The sequence below is a fragment of the Duganella sp. GW821-FHT01E12 genome (assembly GCF_059422325.1).
Map to the genome: position 1 here is coordinate 272,809 of NZ_JBWKWR010000006.1, position 14,843 is coordinate 287,651.

A 14,843-nucleotide genomic window follows, 5' to 3' on the forward strand; every position below is an offset into this window, starting at 1 on the left:
TCGATAGCGGGCGAGGCAAGGCATGGACGGGGACGACAAGGATCAGGCACAGCAGCCTCAACACCGGCGCAGCGGCGACCGCGACCGGCGCGCCGCGCGCCCGGACACCGGCACGCCCAGCTATCTGGACCCCGGCGACACCGTCTTCAGCCTGTGGGGCCGCGTGCTCATGGCGCGCTACCGGCGCTTCGCGGCGGCCGCCACGCGCCACATCATCCAGCGCCCGCTGCACATCGGCGTGTCGGCCCGCATCTTCCACCCCGAACCCGGCGCCACCGGCCTGCGCAGCAAGAACCTGCAATATCTGGAAGAGTCCATCGCGCAATGGGTGATGTCGCGCGACGTGCTGGTGTTCATGATCCCCACCGTCAACACCGACGGCCTGCTGCACCCGTCCAACATCCGCCTGCGCGACTACGCCAAGCACCTCGACGGCTTAGTGCTGCAAGGCGGCGCCGACGTCTCGCCGCAAAGCTATTCGGAAACGCCGACCCGGCCCGAGTGGAGCGGCGACCGCGCGCGCGACATGTACGAGCTGGAACTGCTGCATGAATTCGTCGAGGCGGGCAAGCCGGTGCTGGGCATCTGCCGCGGCTGCCAGCTGATCAACGTCGCCTTCGGCGGCACGCTGTACCAGGACATCGCCTCCGACGTGCCCGATTCGCTGGCCCACGTCAACGACGACTACGACCGCAACCGGCACCAGGTCAGCTTCCCGGCCGGCTCCTCGCTGGCCAAGCTGTTCAAGGGCAAGGGCCCCGGCCTGGTCAACTCCATCCACCACCAGGCCGTCAAGACCTTGGGGCGCGACATGGCGGTGGAGGCGCTGTCGGTGCCGGACAACATGGTCGAAGCGATCCGCTACCGCAAGGCGCCGTTCGTGATGGGCCTGCAATGGCACCCGGAATTCCACCAGGCCGGCGGCGTCGAACTGCTCGACTGCACCGCCATCCTCGACAACTTCCTGCGCGTGGCGCGCGAGACGCGCTTCTAGGAGTGAATTACCCGCACGATATCTGCACGTTCAGCACCGCCTACGACGTCACCCGAATTAAGGACTCTTATCCGTCAATAGTTTCTTTTTATTGTTCACTATCCACGCGTCCTTCTTTTCTCTGGCTTGGGCAATGTCAGCGATGCTCATTCGCTCTTCCAGCGTTTGGCTGTTTCTTCCTGCGCCAATGTCTCCCGCGTCGGCTGCGACCAGGTACCACATATCCGCCTCAACGTCGTCCCGCGCGACGCCATTGCCCAGAGTTAGCATTAAGCCCAAGTTCGCTTGCGCTTTGATGAAGCCATGCTCGGCTGCGTGGCGATACAATTTGACCGCCTGTGCTGGGTCTTTGGGGACGCCCATCCCTCTCGCATACATCAAACCCAGGTTGAATTCCGCCATGAGGTCTCCGGCATCCGCAGCACGCTGAAAATGCATCGCCGCTTCCGGGAACTGACTTGTTTGCAGCGCCTTGACACCTTCATCCAATTCCGTCGCCATCGCAAAATCGAAAAAGCAAACGCTCATCAACATTGCAAAACATATTTTTCCTTTGGCTAGCATGGCGTATCTCTTTCTTACCGTATGTGAAGTCGACTGCTGCAACAGACCCGCAGGCTACTTTAAACAGCTTGCACGATAAAAAACTAACCAATTGTCTCGTTGACGAAAATTCCTGCTGACTTAGCAGAATTCATAATACCCAGCAGCACCGGCGGATGAATCAGTCGTGCCCCCGGAAGCGCTGGATCGCCGCGTCGACCATGCCTTCGGCGCTGCCGCTGCGCTCGAACTGCTGGCGCAGATAGTGGGCGTCGCTGCCCTCGTGCGTGACCTGCACCAGATGCTGCAAGCCGGCCGTGCCGCCCAGCGCCGCGCCGTGCGGCTCCATCTTGCGCAGCGTGGTCAGGATGTCCTCGCGCAGCGACAGGCTCTCATAGGTCTTCGGATGCACCAGCGTGCCATCCAGCCCGAAGCGGCAGGCCTGGAAGCGGTTGTAGTTGTAGACCAGGTAGTCGTCCTCCACCGGCGCCGCCTCGCGGCGTTCCAGCAGATAGCGGCACAGCGCCTGCAGATAACAGGCCAGCGCCGCCGCCCGCTCCACCGTCAGCGGCGTGTCGCACACGCGCAGCTCGATGGTGCCGTATTCCGGCTTGGGCCGGATGTCCCAGTAAAAGTCCTTCATGCTCTTGATCACGCCGGTGTGCTCCATCTTGGCGAAATACTCGTGCTCGAAGGTGGACCAGCTTTGCGTGAACGGCGCCCGCCCGCTCATCGGGAAGGCGAACACGGAATTGAGCCGCGCCGAATTGAACAGCGTGTCGTTCCCCTGCACATAAGGCGACGAAGACGACAGCGCGATGAAGTGCGGCACGTAGCGGCTCAGCGAATGCAGCAGGAACAGCGCGTCGTCGCCCGAGGCGCAGCCGATGTGCACGTGCTGGCCGAAAATCGTAAACTGTTTAGCCAGATAGCCATACAGCTCCGACACTTCCTTGAAGCGCGGCTTGGCGAAGATCCGGCGCTCGGCCCACTTCTGGAACGGATGCGTGCCGCCGCCGCAGATGCCGATGTTGAGCTGTTCGCCCGCCTGCACCAGCGTGTCGCGGATCACCTGCAGCTGCGACACCAGCTCGCTGTGATGCGTGTGCACGTCGCTGTTAATCTCGATCATGCTCTCGGTGATCTCCGGCGTGACGTTGCCGGGAAACGGCTTGCGGCTCAGCAGGTGCAGCAAGTCCGGGCTGGACGCGGTCAGGTCGAAGTCCGACAGGCTGACCAGTTGCAGCTCCAGCTCCACGCCCATGGTGAGCGGCTGCGATGATTTGAACGGTTCCAATGGCATGTCAATGCTCCTCTTTAGCCGGGGTTTCGTTGGCCCAGATCAGTGCCCGCTGCGTGATGATGGGGCCGATCACCTCCAGCAGCAGCGTCATGGCCGCCAGCGCGGCCAGTTCGTCGACCAGCACGATGCCCATGTACTTGGTCTGCTCCAGCAGCAGCGTGACGAACACCGACATCGGCGACAGCGCGATGCCGGTCAACAGCCCCTTGCGCCACGAGATGCCGCCCACGTGCGCGAACGCCGCCACCGCCACCGCCTTGACCACGAAGCGCGCCAGCAGCAGCACCACGCCCAGGCCCGCGCCCTCGACCACGCGCTCCCACTCCAGCGTGGACACGGCGAACACGAACAGCAGCACCGTCAGCAGCTCGCCGATGCCGCCGAAGTTGCGCTCGGTGCGGCTGAAGGCCACGCGGCTGTGGCGCGCGGCCAGGCCGAAGGTCAGCGTGGCCAGCACCGGCGAGACGTCGAACGCGTGCGCCATCGCCACCAGCAGGATCACGCCCAGCGCGAAGGCGATGGTGCCGTCCTGCGCCATCGCGCCCAGGCGGCGCAGCACGGCCGGCACCAGGAAGCCCATCACGGCGCCCATCACAGCCGACATCAGCAGCTCGATCAAGCTGTGCGAAATGGCTTGCGTCAGGCTGCCCGAGGTCTGAAACACCCAGAAGCCCACCACCACCTTGAACACGAACACCGCCAGCACGCAGTTGATGGCGACCAGGTGCAGCACGCGCTCGGTCACCTGCCCCGAGCTGTCCTCCTCGTTGATCACGCGCAGCACGCCGGCCGGCGAAGTGGACATGGCCAGCGAGGCCAGCAGCAGCGAGGTCAGCGGCGGCATGCCGGTCAGGTGCGAGATCAGATAGACCACGCCGAAGGTGGCGGCCGATTCGGCCAGTCCGCTGACGGCGATCCACGGATTGATGCGCAGCCAGTGCAGGTTGATGCGGTAACCGAATTCAAACAGTATCAGTCCGAAGGCCAGGTTGGCCAACAGGGTCACGGTGCTCGACGCGCCGCTGCTCAACGCGGCGGGAAAGGCTTGCACCATCAGGAAGCCGACCACGCCGTAGATGCTGATGCGCGGCAGGCGTGTCCAGCGGTGCATGAATTCACCCGCCAGCCAAGCCAATGCGATTGCCAGGGGCCAGCCTAGTTCGGTCATGACGACCTGAATATCCGGCATGTATTTCTCCTTCTTTAAGATACTTGTACAATTCTGGACAACTATGGGCGTTCGCACTGTGCGCTAAGGAACATAAAGGAGCAACATGCTTGAATTAATCAGCGAACATCCCTGCTTCGGAGGCGTACAGCGCTTCTACCGGCACGCCTCGCGCGAGATCGGCCTGCCGATGCGCTTCTCGGTTTTCATTCCGGTCAAGGCTGCGGAAGGCCGCGTGCCGGCGCTGTTCTACCTGGCCGGACTCACTTGCAACGAAGAGACCTTCATGATCAAGGCCGGCGCCCAGCGCGCCGCCGCCGCGGCCGGCCTGATGCTGATCGCGCCGGACACCAGCCCGCGCGGCGCCGGCATCGACGGCGAAAGCGACAGCTGGGATTTCGGCGCCGGCGCCGGCTTCTATCTCGACGCGACGCAAGCACCGTGGTCGCAGCACTACCGCATGTACAGCTACATCCACGAGCTGCGCGAACTGCTGGTGCGGGAACTGCCGGTGGACGCCGAACGCATCGGCATCTTCGGCCACTCGATGGGCGGCCACGGCGCGTTGACGATGGCCCTGAAGCGGCCGGACGTGTTCCGTTCGGTCTCGGCGTTCGCGCCGATCGCGGCGCCGTCGATGTGCCCGTGGGGGAAGAAGGCCTTCAGCGGCTACCTGGGCGACAACCCCGCCGCGTGGGAGCAGTACGACGCCAGCCTGTTGATGGCGCGCCTGCACACGCCCTTCCCGGCCGGCATCCTGATCGACCAGGGACTGGGCGACAAGTTCCTGCAGGAGCAGCTGTATCCGGAAGTGTTCGAGGCCGCCTGCCGCAGCGCCGCGCAGCCGCTGGAACTGCGGCGGCATGCGCGTTACGACCACGGCTACTACTTCATCGCCACCTTCATGGAAGACCACATCCGCTTCCACGCGCGCTGCCTGGCGGCGCTGTAGGCAAACTTGATCTAGAGCTTGATTTCCGTGCCCAGCCGCCGCAGGAACTGGCCCAGCCACGCCGGGTGCGCGGGCCAGGCGGGCGCGGTGACGAAGTTGCCGTCGGTGACGGCCTGGTCGACCGGAATGTCGGCGTAGCTGGCGCCTGCCAGCTTGACCTCGGGCGAGCAGGCCGGATAGGCCGAGATGGTCTTGCCGCGGATGACATCGGCCGCCGCCAGCAGCTGCGCGCCATGGCACACGGCGGCGATAGGCTTGGACGCGGCGGCGAACTGCTGCACGATCTCGATCACGCGCGGATTGAGCCGCAGGTATTCCGGCGCGCGGCCGCCGGCGATCATCAGCGCATCGTATTTGCCGACATCGACATCGTCGAAATTGGCGTTCAGCGCGAACAGGTGGCCCGGCTTTTCCGTGTAGGTCTGGTCGCCCTCGAAATCGTGGATGGCGGTCTTGACGGTGTCGCCGGCCCGCTTGTCGGGGCACACCGCGTGCACCGTGTGGCCCACCATCTGCAGCGCCTGGAATGGCACCATGGTTTCGTAATCCTCCGCAAAGTCGCCGGTCAGAAACAGAATTTTCTTAGCTGCCACGGTATATCCTTTCGAGAAATGGAAAACAAAAAAGGCCGCGACGTCGCCGTCGCGGCCCTTCGATACTACCCTTGTTTGTTCCGGCGCGCTTACGCCGCCACTTTGCTCAGCACCGTGCGCAGCGTGTCGGCCAGGTCCTCGGCCGAGAACTTGGCGACGTAGGCGTCCGCGCCCACGCCCTTGACGTGGTCCTCGTTGGTCTTGCCCGACAACGAAGAATGGATCACCACCGGAATCTTGGCGAAGCGCGCATCCTGCTTGATCAGGCGGGTCAGCGTGAAGCCGTCCATCTCCGGCATCTCCAGGTCGGTCAGCACCAGCGCGACGCGGTCGCTGACCGGCACGCCCTCGGCCTTGGCGCCGTCGGCGATGTGCTGCAGGCGGTCCCACGCTTCCTTGCCGGACTTGGTCATGATGAAGTGCGCCCCCATCGCTTCCAGGCCCTTCTCGATCAGGTTGCGCGCCACCACGGAGTCGTCCGCCGCCAGGATCACGGCGCCCGGCTTGAGCATGACTTTCGGGCCGATGGTTTCCGGATCGACGTCCTTGCCTTCCGGCGGCACCAGCTCGCGCAGGATGGTCTCCACGTCCAGCACCTGCGCCAGGCGGGTGTTCTGCACGTCGCCGTCGACGCGCGCGATACTGGTGACCTTGCCGCCGGCCGTGCCTTCGGCGGTCAGCACCTGGCTCCAGTCCAGGCGCACGATCTCGTCGACCGACTCCACCGCGAACGCTTGCGTGGTGCGGGCGAACTCGGTCACCAGCATGATGTTCAGGCCGGTCTTTGGGGTCACGCCGACGATGCCTGGCAAATCCAGCACCGTGATGATTTGTCCGCGCAGATTGACGACGCCCAGCATATGCGGCGGGGATCCGGCCACGGCGGTCACTTCCGGCATCGCTACAATTTCGCGGATCTTGAAGACGTTAATACCGAACAACTCGGAATGTTCGCCGTTGGCGTCCGCGCCAAGGCGGAACAGTAGCAGTTCGAATTTATTGGAGTTGGTCAGGTTACTGCGCTCATCAACTTCCTGCTGAACTGATTTCATAGATTTCGTCTCCGTCGGTGGTAGCTCCGTAGCAAGTATAACGTCTGCCACTGTCCACCGTCACACTTTGAGCGGAGAGATATTGTTTTACAGCACGAGATACAACGGTTGAAGGCGCACGGACGTAAAAAAAGGAAGCCCGCAGGCTTCCTTTTGATGTGCTACCGAATTCTGGAGCGGGAGAAGAGTCTCGAACTCTCGACCTCAACCTTGGCAAGGTTGCGCTCTACCAACTGAGCTACTCCCGCAGAAGACAAGATTATGACAGAAAGATTTCCGGTTTGCTAGTGCCCTGCCCCAACTTTTTACAAAACCGGCGATGGTGTAAGCTTGCTGGCGTCTTGCAATGTTGAAGGAACGAGCATGGATTCAATCGAAGTGGTGCTGGTGATGCTGCTGGCCGTGGTGGCCAGCGCCTATCTCACCCGTTTCCTGCCGCGCGCGGTGCCGCTGCCGCTGGTGCAGATCGCGCTGGGCGCGCTGATCGCCGCCAAATCCACGCGCGGGGTCGACCTGGAGCCGGACCTGTTCTTCCTGGTGTTCCTGCCGCCGCTGCTGTTCCTGGACGGCTGGCGCATCCCCAAGAGCGGCCTGCTGCGCGACAAGGGCACCATCCTGGAACTGGCGCTGGGGCTGGTGGTGTTCACCGTCATCGGCGCCGGCTTCCTGATCCACTGGCTGATACCCGCCATGCCGCTGCCGGTGGCCTTCGCGCTGGCCGCCATCATCTCGCCGACCGACCCGATCGCCGTCGGCTCGATCGCCGCCACCACGCCCATCCCCAAGCGGCTGATGCACATCCTGGAAGGCGAATCGCTGCTCAACGACGCCTCCGGCCTGGTGTGCTTCCGCTTCGCCGTGGCCGCCGCGCTGACCGGCGCCTTCTCGGTCAGCACCGCCGCCCTCACCTTCGTCTGGCTGGTCGCGGCCGGCATCGGCGCCGGTGTCGCCGTGACGCTGCTGGTGACGCGGCTGCAGTACTGGCTCAGCTGCCGCTTCGGCGAGCCGACCGGCTCGCCCATCCTGGTCAGCCTGCTGCTGCCGTTCGGCGCCTACCTGGTGGCGGAGCGCCTGCACGCCTCAGGCATCCTGGCGGCGGTGGCGGCCGGCATCACCATGAGCTACGCGGAGCTGGGCGGCCACACCCTGGCCAACACGCGCATCCAGCGCTCGGCCGTGTGGGACACGGTGCAGTTCGCGCTGAACGGCATCATGTTCGTGCTGCTGGGCGAGCAGCTGCCCGACATCTTCCACGACGCCCGCGCCACCATCGAGGAGAGCGGCCATTTGAACCCGTGGTGGCTGGCGGTGTACGCGGTGGCCATCAATATCGGCCTGCTGGCGCTGCGCATGCTGTGGGTGTGGGCCTCGCTGCGGCTGACCATCTACAAGCAGAAGATCCGCAACCAGCCGCGCATGAAGATCAACCCGCGCCTGCTGCTGGCCACCACGCTGGCCGGCGCGCGCGGCGCGATCACCCTGGCCGGCGTGCTGACGCTGCCGCTGGCCATGCCCAACGGCGCGCCCTTCCCGGCGCGCGCGCTGACCATCTTCCTGGCCTGCTCGGTGATCCTGATCTCGCTGTTGACGGCCAGCCTGGGCCTGCCGCGCCTGCTGGCCGGCATGACCTTCCCGGCCTCGCCGGAAGAGCAGCAGGAGGAAGACCTGGCGCGCCGCGCCGCGGCCAACGCCGCCATCGCCGCCACCGAGCAGGCGCAGATCGCCCTGATGGAGGCCGAGTCCTGCGTCGACCCCGAGGTCTATCCGCAGGCGGCCGCGCGCATCATCGCCTTCTACGAGCACAAGCTGCGGGAGGTCGATCCCGACGCCGGCGCAACCTGGCGCAAGACCGACCACGCCGAGAAGGAGCTGCGGCTGGCGGCGCTGACCGCCGAACGCCACGCCATCTACGAGCTGGCGCGCGCCGACCACATCTCCGACGAAATCTCGCGCAAGCTGGTGCGCGAGATCGACCTGATGGAGGCGCGCTACCGCTAGTCTTATCGGCTCATTGACCTATTGATAAGAATCGGTAATCATCTGGGCCATGCTACCGAAGCGCACACAAATCACCATCGCCGCGGCCTGGGTCATGTTCTGGCTGCTGATGAACCTCACCGCCGTCCAGGAATACCTGCGCGACCACCAGGCCGGCGTGTGGAAGCCGATCGTGTGGGAGACCTCGTCCGCGCTGACCGGCACCCTGCTGCTGCTGGCCCAGCGCCACTACACGCGCCGCTACGACCATCTGCTGGCGCAGCCGCTGAAGTGGTTCGCGCGCCAGCTGGTGTGGCTGCCGATCTACTGGTTGACGTTTGTCCCCATCGCCTTCGGCATCCGCTATGGCGTGTACGCGCTGGCCGGCGACACCTACACCCACCTGCCCTGGCCGCAGACCTTCCTGTACGAAGACGTGAAGATGACGGTCTTCTTCAGCATCTTCGCCACCATCATGTTCGGCGTGCTGTCGTATCACGCGATGCAGAACGAGAAGCTGCGCGTGGAACGGGTCAACGCCTCGCTACGCGAAGCCCAGCTGCTGCGGCTCACCCAGCAGATGCAGCCGCACTTCCTGTTCAACGCCTTGAACACCATCTCCTCGCTGATGCACAGCGACGTGCAACGCGCCGACGCCATGCTGATCCAGCTGGCCGACGTGCTGCGCGCCACGCTCGACGTCAGCGAGCAGCACCAGGTCACGCTGGCGATGGAGCTGCGCCTGCTGCGCGGCTACGCGGCCCTGATGTGCGAACGCTTTTCCGACCGCGTGCACATCGACTGGCGCATCGACGACGCGCTGCTGGACTGCCAGGTGCCGGTGATGAGCATGCAGCCGCTGTTGGAGAACATCTTCAAGCACACCGTCGAACGGCGCCGCCAGGCCACCGCCATCACCATCTCGGCCAGCCGCGAGCAGGGCGCGATGGTGCTGCGGCTGGAGGACGACGGCGGCACGCTGGCTGCCGGCGCCACCGCCGGAGCACACACCGGCGGCGCGCAACCCGGCGCCGGCATCGGCGTGCGCAACCTGCGCGAACGGCTGGCGGCCCTGTACGGCGCCGGCGCCACCTTCGACCTGATCCAGCTCGCGCCTGCCGGCGTGCGGGCGGAAATGCGGCTGCCATGCGCGTCCTGATCGTCGACGACGAGCGCCCGGCGCGCGACAAGATGCGCCGTCTGCTGGAGCAGGAGCCCGGCATCGGCGCCATCGAGGAAGCCCGCGACGGTGTCGAGGCGCTGGAGCGCCTGCCCGGCTTCGCGCCCGACCTGCTGCTGCTCGATATCCAGATGCCCGAGATCACCGGCCTCGATGTCGCCGCCTCGCTGCCGGCGCCGGCGCCGCTGGTGGTGTTCGTCACCGCCTACGACGAATACGCGATCCGCGCCTTCGACGCCAACGCCATCGACTACCTGCTCAAGCCCTACGACCAGCAACGCCTGCAACGCGCCCTCCAGCGCGTGCGCGAACGCCTCGCGCTGCGGCGCGCCGCCCTGACCGTCCAACCCATGCCACCACACCTGACCGAAGAAGCGCCCCCGCCGTTGCAGCATCCCCTGCCCGCCATCAGCCAGCTGCTGATCCCGGAACGGGGCGGCACCCGCATCGTGCGGGTCGAGCAGATCCAGTGGATAGAAACGGCCGACAACTATGTCGTGCTGCACACCGCCGACGCCCAGCCGCTGATGCGCCAGACGCTGGCCGGCCTGGTCGACAAGCTGGGCCCGCGCTTCCAGCGCTGCCACCGGCGCGCCGCCGTGCAGCTGGACTGGATCGTCAGCGTGCAGCATCTCGACAAGGGCGACGGAGAACTGGTGCTGCGCAGCGGCGCGCGCGTGCCCTGCTCGCGCCAGTACCGCGCCGAGGTCATGGAACGGCTGCAAGCGCCGCCTGGCGCCAGCCGTGCGCCGCAACCGCCGCCATCCTGTTAACCTTTTCCGGCAAGGGCCAGCCTGCGCCCGGACAGCAGGCGTCGTCTAACCAGAACAGGAGACCAGCATGCACAGCATCCAGAAGATCACTCCCTTCCTGTGGTTCTCGGGACGGGCGGAGGAGGCAGCCGAATACTATGTCGGTATCTTCCGCAACTCCAAGATCTGCAGCGTCGCCCGCTACACCGAGGCCGGCCAGGAACACCATCGCCAACCGCCCGGCAGCGCCATGACGGTGGCCCTGAAGCTGGACGGCCAGGACTTCACCCTGCTCAACGGCGGCCCGCTCTTCCAGTTCACGCCGGCGATATCGTTCGTGATCAACTGCGAAAGCCAGGAGGAGATCGACCATTTCTGGAACCAGCTGTCCGAAGGCGGCGCGCCGGAGGCGCGGCAATGCGGCTGGCTGGCCGACAAGTTCGGCCTGTCCTGGCAGGTGGTGCCGACCGCGCTGCCGGCCATGCTGATGGACGCCGATACGGAAAAGGCGGGCCGCGTCATGGCGGCGCTGATGGAGATGAAAAAAATCGACCTGGCCGCGCTGAAGAAGGCCTACGCCGGCCAATAAACCGGTTCGCCCCACCGGCATCCCGCTTCGCCCCTGCGCGCTGGACGCCGGCCTGGGGCCGTCGCTAGACTGGCTTCATTCAACCTGGAGCCAGCAATGAACCCTTCCGAAAACAAGCGCCTATATTTCCTCGACTGGATACGCATCTTCGCGTTCATCGTCCTGATCTTCTACCACACCGGCATGTACTACGTAAGCTGGGGATGGCACGTCAAGAGCCCATACGCCAGCAACGCCATCGAACCGCTGATGATGCTGTCCTCGCCGTGGCGCCTTGGCCTGCTGTTCATGATTTCCGGCGTCGCCACCGCCTTCATGCTGCAAAAGGTCCGCGCCGGCGCACTGCTCCGGCAGCGCAGCTGGCGCCTGCTGGTGCCGCTGGTGTTCGGCATGCTGGCGATCGTGCCGCCGCAGTCGTATTTTGAAGTGATCGAAAAACTCAACTACGCCGGCAGCTACGGCGATTTCATGCGCCTGTACGTCACCGGCTACCACGGCTTCTGCAAGGACGGCGGCTGCCTCGACCTGCCGACCTGGAACCATCTGTGGTTCGTGGCCTACTTGTGGACCTACACCATGGCCATCGGCGCGCTGGTGGCGTTGGCAGGAACCGCCCGCCTGCGCGCCTGGTCCGACGCGCTGGGCCGCCGCCTGACCGGCTGGAAGATCGTCGCGTTGCCGGTCCTGGTGCTGTTCGCGGCCCGCTACGCGCTGGTCGAAGCCTTCCCCGAAACCCACGCGCTGGTCAACGACTGGTACAACCACGCCCACTACTTCTTCCTGTTCGTGATGGGCGTGATGCTGGCGCTACAAACCGGCTTCTGGGCCAGGGTGGACGCGCTGCGCTGGACCAGCCTGGGATTGTGGCTGTTCAGCTGGGCCGTGGTGGTGTGCCTGAACACGATGCCGGAACCGGTGGGCGACCTGCCGCTCGTCACGCAACTGAAGCCGCTGTGGCGCATGATCGTCTGCCTGGGCCAGTGGACGCCCATCCTGGCGATCTGCGGCTTCGGCCACCGCCACCTGGCCTTCGACAGCGCCAAGCGCCGCTACCTGACCGAGGCCGTGTTCCCGGTCTACATCCTGCACCAGACGCTGATCGTCAGCATGGCCCACTGGCTCAAACCGGTGAAGATGGCGCCCGGCGTCGAAGGCGCGGTGCTGATCGTGCTGACCTTCGCCCTCAGCTTCGGCGTGTTCGAGGTGGTGCGCCGCATCGCCGTGCTGCGCCCACTGTTCGGCCTTGGCCGCGCTACTTCACAAACGTCAGCGTATGCGCCGCAGGCCCCGGCAGCAACGGCGTATCCCGCCCGCTAACCCAGTCGGCGCGGCCATCCAGGAAGTACGGCGACAAGGGATGGCCGCTCTGCCCACCCGGCATGTTGAACACGCCCTGCTCCTCATGCCCCGGCGACACCGTCATCCGTTCGGATTGGCCGAACGACGGTCCCGACACGCGCGGCATGTGCTGGTCGCCGGGGAGCATGTCCGGCGCCACCTTCAGGTATTTGCCCAGCACCGGCACCACCGCCGCGAAGGGATGGGCGCTGGCCGCCGTATTGCGTTCGCCCCAGGTGGCGCCGGCCAGCGGCTTGCCGTCCTTGGTCAGGTCGGCGATCACGCGGTCCAGCGCGGCCAGCTGCAAGGCCTGCCAGCTGGCGTACTGCGGCGGCAGCCAGCCGGCCGGTTGCTGGTCCAGCACCCGCGCCACCACCACCGGCCAGCGCGACGTCACCGCCGCCATATTGGACTTGCCGTCGATCTTCGCCATTTCCTCGTTGGCGCTTTCGAACAGGATGTCGTACAGCGCGTACATGTAGGCGCGCGTGATGCGATAGCCCACCGAGTCCACACTGGCCTTGCCGGTCCAGCTGTCCTGCAGCAGCTTGAGCGCTTCGGCGCGTTGCGCATGGCCTTCGAGCGCCTTGCCGTCCAGCGCCGCGATGGCGCGGTCGCGCCAGGCGGTCAGGAACACGGCGCGGTTGTCCAGCGTGATGGCGTAGACTTTCTTCACGTCGGTCTTGGGACCGAGCGCGGTCAGGTCGTCGCGCACCTGGTGCGTGCGGGCGCCGAGATCGAAGCCGCCGTCGCCCAGCAGTTCAGCGCCGGCATGGGCCAGCTGGCGGCTGTTGGCAGTGGCCAGCTGTCCGCCGGCCGGGTTGACCACCTTCGGATATTCCTCCGGCTTGAGCCAGCCGGTCCAGACGCCGGCCTGGTCGTCCGCCGACAGCGGATAGGTGGCGGCCACGCCGGCCGGCGCGCGGCGCGGCAGCGCACCGGCGATGGTCCAGCCGATATTGCCCTTGTCGTCGCCGCCGACAAAATTCTGCGCCGGGATGCCCATCGTCGGCGCAATCGCCATCGCCTGCTCCAGCGTGTCGGCGAATTCCAGGTTCTTGGCGTTGACGTTGACGGCGGCCGCCGTGTGCGCAACCCAGTGGATGGCGTAGCTGCGGCCCATGGCCTCGCGGATGGGACCGAGGCTGGTTTCGCGCACCGCCAGCGTGGCCGCCGGTTCGCCTTTGATTAATATCGTTTCCTCGTGCAGCACCGGCGTCTCCCAGCCGGCCTGCGTGCGCACTTGGCCCGGCTTGGCCGGGTCGGTGTCGAGCGCGATCAGGTCGAGATAGTCGCCGTAGCTGTTGGTGAAGCCCCAGGCCACATGGCCGTTACTGCCGGCCACCACCACCGGCGCGCCGGGCAGCGTGACGCCGACCACGCGGCGCTGGCCGCCCTTCCCGTCGGGGAACTGCAGGGCAGCGCGGTACCAGATCGCAGGCAGTTGTATGCCGAGGTGCATATCGTCCGACACGATGGCCGCGCCGGTGTCGCTGCGGGCGCCGGCCACCGCCCAGTTGTTGCTGCCCACGGTGTTGAGGAATTCGGCCGCCGCCACTTTCGGATCGGTGTGCGACGCGCCGCCGCCGGCCTTCGGCTTGCCCCACCACGCTGGCGGCGCGGCGGGAATCGCGATGTCCGCCGCCGGCACTGATTGCGCGTCGAGCGGCGCATCCCACTGCGTCGATTCGGGCGCCAGGAAGGCGCGCTGCTCCTCCGTCGCATGGTCGCGGAACCAGCCGCGCGCCAGTTCGCGCGGCTCCTGGCTGCCTTGCAGGTCGAAGTACATGGCCCAGATCACCAGCAGCGAATCGGCCGCCGACCAGGCGCGCGGCGGCATGCCGATCAGCGTGTATTCGAACGGCCTGGCGCCCAGCTTCTGCAGGCCGGCATTGACGCCGTCGACGTAGCGGTCCAGCAGCGCGCGGTCGGCCGCCGGCATGGTCTTGAGCGCCAGCTCGGCGCGGGCGCGGAAGCGGTGGATGCGGTGCGACTTATCCAGCGGCAGTGCGCGCGCGCCGAACAGTTCGGACAATTCGCCGGCCGACACGCGGCGCAGCAGGTCCATCTGGAAGTAGCGCTCCTGCGCGTGCACAAAGCCGGTGGCGTAGGCCACGTCCAGCCGGCTGCCGCCGCTGATGAGCGGCACGCCGTGCGCATCGCGCGCCACGCTGGCGCCGGCCTCCAGCCCCGGTGCCTGCACCGTGCCCTCCAGCTGCGCCAGGCTGCTGCGCAAATACAGCCACGCCCCGGCGACTACCGCCAAGATCAACACCACCAATCCGATTACGACACGCTTGGACCACATCGCCAGCCTGTTCTTTTGCATAGTATCCCCACGGTTGATTAAAGTACCACGTTGAGGATAGTGCCAGAGAAGCGGCCATGCAGGCAATCAGCTG

The 14,843-nt window shown here is 65.8% G+C and carries 13 protein-coding genes and 1 tRNA gene; 7 read left to right on the forward strand and 7 right to left on the reverse strand.

The features are described from left to right. Window positions 1-22 precede the first annotated feature (22 nt). Window positions 23-994 (forward strand): gamma-glutamyl-gamma-aminobutyrate hydrolase family protein, encoded by a 972-nt coding sequence (locus AC07WS_RS18890; protein ID WP_494730559.1) that lies wholly within the window; start codon window positions 23-25, stop codon window positions 992-994. Window positions 995-1,051: 57 nt separating this feature from the next. On the opposite strand, the gene AC07WS_RS18895 is transcribed toward AC07WS_RS18890, so the two are convergent. From AC07WS_RS18895 to AC07WS_RS18905, 3 genes are all read right to left on the reverse strand, one after another. Then, window positions 1,052-1,558 (reverse strand): tetratricopeptide repeat protein, encoded by a 507-nt coding sequence (locus AC07WS_RS18895; protein ID WP_494730560.1) that lies wholly within the window; start codon window positions 1,556-1,558, stop codon window positions 1,052-1,054. A 160-nt stretch (window positions 1,559-1,718) separates the two neighbouring features. Further along, a complete protein-coding gene (locus AC07WS_RS18900; RefSeq protein ID WP_494730561.1) occupies window positions 1,719-2,840 on the reverse strand; it encodes a YbdK family carboxylate-amine ligase in 1,122 nt (373 codons plus the stop codon). A gap of 1 nt (window position 2,841) precedes the next feature. Beyond that, window positions 2,842-4,029, reverse strand: coding sequence for a cation:proton antiporter (locus tag AC07WS_RS18905; RefSeq protein WP_494730562.1), 1,188 nt, complete (start codon window positions 4,027-4,029; stop codon window positions 2,842-2,844). An 85-nt stretch (window positions 4,030-4,114) separates the two neighbouring features. Here AC07WS_RS18905 and fghA point away from each other — a divergent pair, with 85 nt between their 5' ends. Continuing rightward, on the forward strand, window positions 4,115-4,960 hold the full coding sequence (fghA, locus tag AC07WS_RS18910; protein ID WP_494730563.1) for an S-formylglutathione hydrolase: 846 nt from the start codon (window positions 4,115-4,117) through the stop codon (window positions 4,958-4,960). A gap of 11 nt (window positions 4,961-4,971) precedes the next feature. Here the strand turns inward: fghA and AC07WS_RS18915 are convergent, their stop codons facing one another. The 3 genes from AC07WS_RS18915 to AC07WS_RS18925 form a co-directional block, all read right to left on the reverse strand. Then, window positions 4,972-5,553: a DJ-1/PfpI family protein gene (locus AC07WS_RS18915; RefSeq protein WP_494730564.1), complete on the reverse strand. Its 582-nt coding sequence runs from the start codon at window positions 5,551-5,553 to the stop codon at window positions 4,972-4,974. Window positions 5,554-5,642: 89 nt separating this feature from the next. Then, window positions 5,643-6,605 (reverse strand): chemotaxis protein, encoded by a 963-nt coding sequence (locus AC07WS_RS18920; protein WP_494730565.1) that lies wholly within the window; start codon window positions 6,603-6,605, stop codon window positions 5,643-5,645. A 172-nt stretch (window positions 6,606-6,777) separates the two neighbouring features. Then, window positions 6,778-6,853: transfer RNA gene (locus AC07WS_RS18925), tRNA-Gly, on the reverse strand. 115 nt (window positions 6,854-6,968) lie between these two features. On the opposite strand from AC07WS_RS18925, the gene AC07WS_RS18930 reads away from it, so the two are divergent. From AC07WS_RS18930 to AC07WS_RS18950, 5 genes are all read left to right on the forward strand, one after another. Beyond that, window positions 6,969-8,603 carry a Na+/H+ antiporter gene (locus AC07WS_RS18930; RefSeq protein WP_494730566.1) on the forward strand — a complete coding sequence of 545 codons (1,635 nt, stop codon included), beginning with the start codon at window positions 6,969-6,971 and terminating at the stop codon, window positions 8,601-8,603. Window positions 8,604-8,652: 49 nt separating this feature from the next. Further along, window positions 8,653-9,741 (forward strand): sensor histidine kinase, encoded by a 1,089-nt coding sequence (locus AC07WS_RS18935; protein ID WP_494730567.1) that lies wholly within the window; start codon window positions 8,653-8,655, stop codon window positions 9,739-9,741. Then, window positions 9,729-10,535 (forward strand): LytR/AlgR family response regulator transcription factor, encoded by an 807-nt coding sequence (locus AC07WS_RS18940; RefSeq protein ID WP_494730568.1) that lies wholly within the window; start codon window positions 9,729-9,731, stop codon window positions 10,533-10,535. Before AC07WS_RS18935 ends, AC07WS_RS18940 begins: the two co-directional genes overlap by 13 nt. Window positions 10,536-10,602: 67 nt before the next feature. Then, window positions 10,603-11,103, forward strand: a complete 501-nt coding sequence (locus AC07WS_RS18945) for a VOC family protein (RefSeq protein ID WP_494730569.1) — start codon at window positions 10,603-10,605, stop codon at window positions 11,101-11,103. Between the two features lie 96 nt (window positions 11,104-11,199). Continuing rightward, window positions 11,200-12,420 carry an acyltransferase family protein gene (locus tag AC07WS_RS18950; protein WP_494730570.1) on the forward strand — a complete coding sequence of 407 codons (1,221 nt, stop codon included), beginning with the start codon at window positions 11,200-11,202 and terminating at the stop codon, window positions 12,418-12,420. Here the strand turns inward: AC07WS_RS18950 and AC07WS_RS18955 are convergent. Then, entirely contained in the window at window positions 12,356-14,770 is a 2,415-nt protein-coding gene (locus tag AC07WS_RS18955; protein WP_494730571.1) for a penicillin acylase family protein, read from the reverse strand. The genes AC07WS_RS18950 and AC07WS_RS18955 overlap by 65 nt on opposite strands. Between the last annotated feature and the right edge of the window lie 73 nt (window positions 14,771-14,843).

Coding starts and splice junctions, on each gene's coding strand:
- AC07WS_RS18890 (WP_494730559.1), top strand. CDS start 23: ATGGACGGGGACGACAAGGATCAGGCACAGCAGCCTCAACACCGGCGC.
- AC07WS_RS18895 (WP_494730560.1), bottom strand. CDS start 1,558: ATGCTAGCCAAAGGAAAAATATGTTTTGCAATGTTGATGAGCGTTTGC.
- AC07WS_RS18900 (WP_494730561.1), bottom strand. CDS start 2,840: ATGCCATTGGAACCGTTCAAATCATCGCAGCCGCTCACCATGGGCGTG.
- AC07WS_RS18905 (WP_494730562.1), bottom strand. CDS start 4,029: ATGCCGGATATTCAGGTCGTCATGACCGAACTAGGCTGGCCCCTGGCA.
- fghA (WP_494730563.1), top strand. CDS start 4,115: ATGCTTGAATTAATCAGCGAACATCCCTGCTTCGGAGGCGTACAGCGC.
- AC07WS_RS18920 (WP_494730565.1), bottom strand. CDS start 6,605: ATGAAATCAGTTCAGCAGGAAGTTGATGAGCGCAGTAACCTGACCAAC.
- AC07WS_RS18930 (WP_494730566.1), top strand. CDS start 6,969: ATGGATTCAATCGAAGTGGTGCTGGTGATGCTGCTGGCCGTGGTGGCC.
- AC07WS_RS18935 (WP_494730567.1), top strand. CDS start 8,653: ATGCTACCGAAGCGCACACAAATCACCATCGCCGCGGCCTGGGTCATG.
- AC07WS_RS18940 (WP_494730568.1), top strand. CDS start 9,729: ATGCGCGTCCTGATCGTCGACGACGAGCGCCCGGCGCGCGACAAGATG.
- AC07WS_RS18945 (WP_494730569.1), top strand. CDS start 10,603: ATGCACAGCATCCAGAAGATCACTCCCTTCCTGTGGTTCTCGGGACGG.
- AC07WS_RS18950 (WP_494730570.1), top strand. CDS start 11,200: ATGAACCCTTCCGAAAACAAGCGCCTATATTTCCTCGACTGGATACGC.
- AC07WS_RS18955 (WP_494730571.1), bottom strand. CDS start 14,770: ATGCAAAAGAACAGGCTGGCGATGTGGTCCAAGCGTGTCGTAATCGGA.